The sequence below is a fragment of the Albibacterium sp. genome (assembly GCF_035514885.1).
GTDB lineage: Bacteria > Bacteroidota > Bacteroidia > Sphingobacteriales > Sphingobacteriaceae > Albibacterium.
In genome coordinates this window covers 246,177-254,057 of the sequence record NZ_DATJCH010000010.1, presented here as the reverse complement: position 1 = coordinate 254,057, position 7,881 = coordinate 246,177, and the positions used below count along the sequence as shown (strand labels likewise).

Below are 7,881 nucleotides of genomic sequence, written 5' to 3'. Positions count from 1 at the left end.
GTCTGCCAGGGTTTTGTTCCCTACCTCATAATTGATCTGCTCTACCTCCAATTGGGACTGCGAGAGGGCCAGCTGTTGCTCTCCGGCAGCAAGCAGGTCTTGGTTGGTCAATGCTTCCAGGTAGTTGGTCACCACCGAAAGTACTAGGTCGCTCTTGATCTTCTCAATGTTGCTCTGGTCGGCCAGCAACAGGTATTTGTTAGCCGATACCTGGTTGGTCCGCGCAAAGCCCTGAAATACGGAGGCCGAAGCGTTCAGGCTTCCGTTCAGTGAATTGGTGGACTGGTTGATCAGGCTGCCTGTTAACTGGTCGAAGCTCTTGCCCCAGCGCAGGTTTCCGTCTACCCCGGCATTCACCGTGGGAAAGAAGTTCATCCGCGCCTGTTTAACATCCTCCTCGGTCAGGGCTGCTTGAAGGGAGGCCTGCTTTACCTGAAGATTGTTGTTCAGAGCTTGGTTCAATGCCTCCTCCAAAGTCAAAACCTCTTGTGCCTGGCTCGAAAATGAAAAAAGCAAACATAACACTGATAAGGCAATTTTAAAATAGTTTCTAATCATCTTAATTTAATTATTCATCTCTTAAACTATCAACAGGATTGGCTAAGGCTGCTTTTATAGTTTGCATCCCTAATGTCGCAAGAGCGACTAAAATCATGATCAGCCCACTTATTAAAAATATCCACCAACTCATAGATGTTCTATAAGCAAAATCTTCAAGCCATTTATAGGAAGCCCACCAGGCAATAGGTGCTGCAATGACAAACGCAATCAGTACAAGTTGTATGAAGTCTTTTGATAAAATAGAAACAATCTGTGCAACTGAAGCACCTAACACTTTCCTTATACCAATCTCTTTACCACGCAAATTCGTTGTATAAATTACTAATCCCAACAAACCCAGACAACTAATAATAATGGCGAATGCCGTTGACCATTTCAAAAGATTAGCAGTATGCTGTTCATTTTCATAGAAATTGGCTATCGTATCATCCAAGAAAGTATAATTAAAATCTTCTTCCGGATACATCTGTTTATACACCTTTTGTATTTCAGCAATGGTATTTCGCCATAAAGCTCCATCAGCACTATTCGGTTTCAGTTGTATATGAAAAGTTTGTCCGTTACTGCCTCCAAAAACTACAGGTCCAATAGCTGCTCGCGTAGACTGAAAATGAAAATCTTGCATGATACCTACTATTGGTAGATTCTTCTCATTCCATTTCAGAAATTTATTAAGCGCTTCTTCCGGATGTTGAAAGCCTAATGCATGAGCATAGCTTTCATTAATAAGAAACTCTTTTATGGTATCGCTTTTTTCTACATTCCTGCCTGCCAAAATCTTAATCTTATAAACATCCATGTATTCCGGATCACCCCAACGTATCTGTACATTTACATTGGGCTTTATCTCTTCCTTGCCATCAATAAATGATAAATTAGTAAAAGACATTCCTTTGTCTGCAGGAGCAAGAAATCCTGTACTCGCATTCGCTACGCCAGGTAAAGATTTAATTTCATTCAGTAATAATTTTCCATGTGTAGAAATACTATCTCGTGGCTGATCAAAATTAATGATTGCCTCTTTATTAAAACCCATATCCGCATGAAGTGAGAAATTAATCTGTTTACTTATCATTAGTGTAGTAATAACAAAAAACTGAGCTATAACGAACTGCGAAACAGTAAGCGTCTTTCTTATCCATGCATTACGTGTTTGCGCAGAACCTGTAGAAAATTGGTTCTTTAAAACCAAAACAGGTTTGAAGCTCGATAATATAAATGCAGGATAAATACCTGAAAGAAAACTTATCAATATTGTAAGAAATAATAAAAACAGGATGAGAGAAGGCTGATTTATAAGATCAAAATGCAATCCAGGAGGAATAAAATCCTCAAACATTTTAAGGAGTAAGGGTGTAAATGCAACTGCAACTATTGTAGCTATTAATGTAATGAAGAATGTTTCACTCAAGAATTGTAATATTAACTGCTTTTTTGAACTTCCCATTGTCTTCCTGACACCGATTTCTTTTGCTCTTTGTGAAGCCTGCGCAGTAGTAAGGTTTATAAAATTGATGCAGCCCAATAACAGGAGGAAAACTGCAATAGAAAGCAAGCCATATAATGTAGGTTTATGTGCAATTCTATTCCCAATACCCTGATATTTGTTGTTGAAATGCAAATCATTCAAAGGTTGTAGATGGTAAGCCATGGATTTAAAGGCATCCTTATTTGCTTCTTTATCATACTTATTCAAGATACTCTTTAACTGCATCTCTACTTTTTCAGGTGTATTACCTTCGGATATTTTGATATATAATTGCGAATATATCATCCAATCATTCCATACATCCATCATAAACTGATCTTGGAGATTCGTTTTTGAAATGGTAGGAAAGGAAATAAATTCTAAAGCTGTAAATACTGTATGCTCATCCAGGTCTTTTACGATACCAGAAACAGTTACATTAATATCATTGTAAGTGATTTGCTTACCGATGATATCTGTTGAGGCAATGTTCGGGAAATACAACTTTGCTCTACTTTCAGTAAGCACCACAGTAAAAGGGTCTTCGAGTGATATTTGTTTTGAGTTTGCAATCCATTGATGGGATAATAATTGGAGATACTGCTGATTAGTAAAAACTATGTCCGATTGCTTTTTATAAACAACAGGATTATCAGAATTACCTTTAACTGCTACTCTCGCTGTTGCATCTCCCTGAAATTGCATTACAGGAACTGTTGCATCAATACCTGTGACTTCATTTTGAATTGCACTACTGAGAGGAGAAGGTACAGCTGCTGAATGGCCTTCGGTACCATTGTAATTTACATCAAGAACAACACGATAGATTCTATCAGCATCTTTTTGAAATCTATCAAAACTAAATTCGTAAGCAACAATCAGGAAAATTACTAATGCAGCACTGATGCCAATGGATAGTCCGAACACATTTATAAGTGAGAGAACTTTATTGTTCCAAAAATTACGCAGGGCAATTTTAAAATAGTTTCTAATCATCATCTTAATTTATTATTCATCTCTTAGACTGTCTACCGGATTGACTAAGGCTGCTTTTAACGCTTGAGAACTTACTGTAAACAACGCGATAAGGATAGCTAGCACTCCAGCTATTGCAAACATCCACCATTGAATATCTACCCGATAGGCAAAATCCTGCAACCATTTATCCATTGCCCACCAAGCAATGGGTGAGGCTATAACAATCGCAATGAATACTAATTTGACAAAGTCTTTTGAAAGGGTCTTTACAATTCCTGCAACTGTAGCACCTAGTACTTTGCGTATACCAATCTCTTTTGTACGCTGAAAAGCAGTGAGGGTTGCAAGTCCGAATAAACCAAGACAGCTGATAAAAATCGTTACTCCTGTGGCAGCTCCAACAAGCTTTGAAGTATTACGTTCTTGTTGATATAAAGATGCAATGGTTTCATCGTAAAACTTGTATTCAAACGGTACGCCCGGATATACTCCCTTCCATTCTGTTTCAATTATTTGTATTGCTTTTTCCCATTGATCGGGTTGCGAAGCAGGCAGTTTAATATTTAGAGTTCTGAAATTATTCTTCTCTGAAATAAAGGCTGCAGGCTCTATACCACTTTTTAAACTGAATTCATGAAAGTCTCGGACCACCCCGGTAATAGGTAAATTCTTATCATTATAGTTGGTTAGCTGTTTACCAATAGCAGATTCAGGTGTTGGAAACCCGAATGCCTTCAATGCCACCTCGTTGATAATGTATTCACGCGTTGTAACTGATTCCTGCAAATTACGTCCGGCCAGAAGGGGGATGTTATATAAATCAATATAATCGGTATCTATGTTTTTAAACATTACCTGTTGTTGAATTCTTCCGGTATCGCTCTGATAAGTAAGAATGGTAGCCATCATATTATCGCTCATTGGAAGTTCCCCAAGTGCAATTGCTGTAATTTCCGGATGTTTTTCCAATTCCTGTTTCAAGACAGATAACCTACCTTTAAATTCCTCATTAATATGTATTTTAAATGGCACATCAATGGTGAGTACAGCTTCATGATTAAAGCCAAAGTCTTTATTTAGAGAATATCGTAATTGCTGTCCAATAATGACCGCACTGATAATAAAAATTTGGGCTACAACAAATTGAAATACAATAAGGCTCTTGCGTAAATTAAACCTGATTCCACCCATTGTTTTTTCTGCTTGCCCTTTAAGTACATTCACAGTTTGTACACGAGTAATGAGCCAGGCAGGATAGATACCGGAAAGAACAGTAACTATTGCAATAAGCAAGATGCCAAAAACTATCATTCCCTTATAATTGACAAAATCTTGCATACCTTCCGGAATAAAATCACTGAATAGCCGGAAGGCAAAAAAGGAAAATAAAAAGGATAAGAGAATAGCCAATAAAGTAATCGTTAATGTTTCACCCAGAAAACGATTGATTAACATAGCCGGTGTACTGCCTAAAGTTTTTCTAATTCCTATTTCTTTGGCTCTCTGAGGTATTTGTGCAGTACTTAGATTAATGTAATTTATACAGGCTAATGCTATCAAAAAAACAGCGATACCAATAAGCCCGTATAATACATTTTTGTTAGCTGTACGAGTATTTGAACCATATTCGACAGCAAAGTGTTTATCGGCTAAAGGAAGAGCGTCATACCATGTTCTATAATTATATTTCTCAAAATTCTTCTTATTATATGATTCATTTATAGTATTGAGCTGTTTAAGAACAGCATTTGGAGTTCCTCCTTTCGCCAATTTTATATACAATAAGTTAGCTGAATTCTTTTCATCCCAATCATCGCTTATTAAATCTTGGGATGATATAGCAAAGAATTCCTGTGCATCAAAACTACTAGGGTAATCCAAATCAGCAACTATCCCTGAAACGACTACCGATAATGTATCATCGTATATAATTGTCTTACCTAATGCACTTTGCACAGGCATATCAGGAAAATACTGTTGGGCACGGCTCTGAGTAAGGACAACCTTATTTGGTGCATTCAATGCTGTTTTTGAATCGCCCGCTAACCATTTGTATGGAATCATCTCAAAATAGGATGATAAAGTACCTACTTGTTTCTCCGGATTGTCAAAATTTAGTGGCTTTTCCTGGTCTTGATTTATAGAGGCAATTTCACTATACCGATAATACATTGGAACAACTGCTTTCAACCCACTTATATCATTCAATAAAGGAGATAATAATCCCTTGGAGATACCCGCAAAACCACCCTCTGTTCCATCAGAGCTCGAAGCCCTGCTTACAATTTGAAAGATCTGCTCAGAATCCGGGTGTTTTTTATCAAAACTAAACTCATAATCAACCATACGATATATGATCCAACTGGCACTAATACCAATTGCCAACCCTAATACGTTCAGAACTGTGAATAATCTTTGGCGCCAGAGATGACGTAATGTAGTTTTAATGTAGTTCTTTAGCATAATGTTATTCTTGCTTATTGTAAATTATTCGTCTCTTAAACTATCAACAGGGTTAGCGATAGCTGCTTTGATTGCTTGGAAGCTGACAGTTATTAATGCAATCACCATTGCTAAAATTCCTGCTAGGGCAAATACCCACCATGAAATATTTATGTGGTAAGCAAAATCCTGCAACCATTGATTCATTGACCACCAGGCAATTGGTATTGCTATAAGAAAAGCTATAAAAACTAATCTTAAAAAGTCTTTGGATAACATTTGTACAATACCAGAAACACTTGCACCTAATACCTTTCGTATTCCAATTTCTTTAACTTTTACTTGCATGGTATAGGTGACCAAACCAAATAATCCTAAACAAGAAATAAAAATGGCAATACCTGCGAATACATGAAAAAGCGTTCCCGCACGTTGTTCTGATCGATATTGTGCTTCAAATTGTTTATCAATAAAATTATAAGAGAAAGGACTATTATCTGCATACTTCTTGTACTGTTTTTCTACAGCGGTAATAGCCTGTTGTGCATTTTCAGCAGTAGTACGGATATATAATATATTTCCTTTCCACCAGGAAAAGAAAATTAAAGGGGATATCTTTTCTTTTAAAGATTGGAAATTAAAATCCTTGACAACTCCTATAATCGTTCCTTTTCTACTATGGAAAGAAATTTGCTGTCCTACATAGGGTGGCTCTAACCCCATCTGTTTAACTGCAGTCTCATTTAATATATACGAAGAACTATCGATTGGTGTACCAGTAAAGTCTTTTCCTTCTAAAAATGGAATCTTCATCGTGGAAATAAAATCTTTATCTATTACAGTCTGTGTAATTATCATATTGCTATTAGCTGGTTTGTTATCCCATTCAATATCACCTGACGAATTACCAATATTAGAAAGATTATAAGCATCCGAAGTAGCGATATTTAAAATACCTTGTTGATTTTGCAATTCGGCTTTTATAGCATCTAAATGATCTGCTACTTGCTGTGCTAGCGGAACCGTAAAAACATAGCTTTTATCATAACCCAGGTCCTTCTTCTTTAAAAAAGTCATCTGTTTACTCATAATTATAGTGCAGACCAATAAAATAACAGATATTGAAAATTGAAAAACCACCAATGCTTTCCGAAACGACGTGATTCCCAAACCTGAAGTAATCTTGCCTTTTAAAGACTCAATTGGCTTAAAGGATGATAATAGTAAAGCAGGATAAATACTTGAAGCAAGCAGTGTACCTATAACAGCTAAAACTACTACTTTCCATACACTAATATCGACCAGACTAAAAATTAACATTTTGCCAGAAATACTGTTATAAAAGGGCATCAATAGAAATATCAGCATAATCGCAATTAAGGTTGCAAAGAAGAACAAAACGACAGTTTCTATCATAAACTGGAAGAACAATTGCCACTTACCCGCACCGATGATTTTCCGAATACTGGTTTCTTTTGCCCGTAATAACGACCGTGCGGTAGAAAGATTTACATAATTAATACTTGCAATGGCGAGCAACAAGATCACAACCAACATAAATATCTGCACCATTCTAAGTGCAGAATTGTTTCCATTTGCACTTATCAAGTGAATATCTGCTAAGTTTTGTAATCGAAAAGCAACATCACCACCATTTCTAGCCTTCTTATAAGCGGCGGAAAACACTTCTCCTATTCTTTCTGAATCTGCTTTAGGCTGTAATTTTACGAATGTAGTAAACGCGAAATTACCCATATCTTCATCAATGGTTTTCCAATCGCCATTCCCACCATTTTCTGTAAATTGCTGTGCATATAGATCCATCGGGAATAATACATCATAATGCATGGAGGAGTTTTCAGGAAAATCTTGTAATACCCCAGTCACTATAAAACTGGTTCCAAAGTATATAATAGTTTCACCTATTGCATCTGAATTATCAAAAAGTTTTTGAGCAGTAGATTGGGTAATAACAACAGAATTATTATCAGGAAAGGCAGTGATTTTATTTCCTTTAACTAAAGGAAAGTTAAACATAGAAAGAAAACCACTATCAACAAAAGCAACTATATTGCCATCTATTACCTTCTTCTTTTCTTGGTCGTAAAGAACTTGATCAAATTCGCTTAGTACCCTTACACTTGATTGGACCTCGGGAATGGACTGTGCAAGAACTGCTAAAGGGCCTGGTACACCTCTCCAGGTAGTATTATCTCCATTTGTTTGAAAATGAGAACTTAGTTGATATATATTTTGGTAATCTTTATTGAATTTATCGTAACTTAATTCATGTTGTACCCACAGCAGTAACATAATACTAGTGGCCAAACCAACTGCTAAACCACTAATATTAATTAAAGTATAGAATTTATTTTTCCATAAACTCCGCCAAGCAACCTTTATATAATTTCGTATCATTTTCTTTTCTAATT

At 36.4% G+C, this 7,881-nt stretch carries 4 protein-coding genes; all 4 read right to left on the bottom strand.

What is annotated here, in order from left to right; genetic code table 11:
* Window positions 1–558 (bottom strand): TolC family protein (locus VL047_RS03770; protein WP_325358667.1); only part of this gene is annotated, 558 nt, incomplete at its 3' end.
* Between the two features lie 10 nt (window positions 559–568).
* Complete coding sequence (locus VL047_RS03765; protein ID WP_325358665.1) at window positions 569–3,028, bottom strand: ABC transporter permease; 2,460 nt, start codon at window positions 3,026–3,028, stop codon at window positions 569–571.
* 9 nt (window positions 3,029–3,037) lie between these two features.
* Complete coding sequence (locus VL047_RS03760; RefSeq protein ID WP_325358663.1) at window positions 3,038–5,470, bottom strand: ABC transporter permease; 2,433 nt, start codon at window positions 5,468–5,470, stop codon at window positions 3,038–3,040.
* Between the two features lie 24 nt (window positions 5,471–5,494).
* The gene (locus VL047_RS03755; protein WP_325358661.1) at window positions 5,495–7,867 is read right to left on the bottom strand and encodes an ABC transporter permease; all 2,373 of its coding nucleotides are present in this window, start codon (window positions 7,865–7,867) and stop codon (window positions 5,495–5,497) included.
* Window positions 7,868–7,881 lie beyond the last annotated feature (14 nt).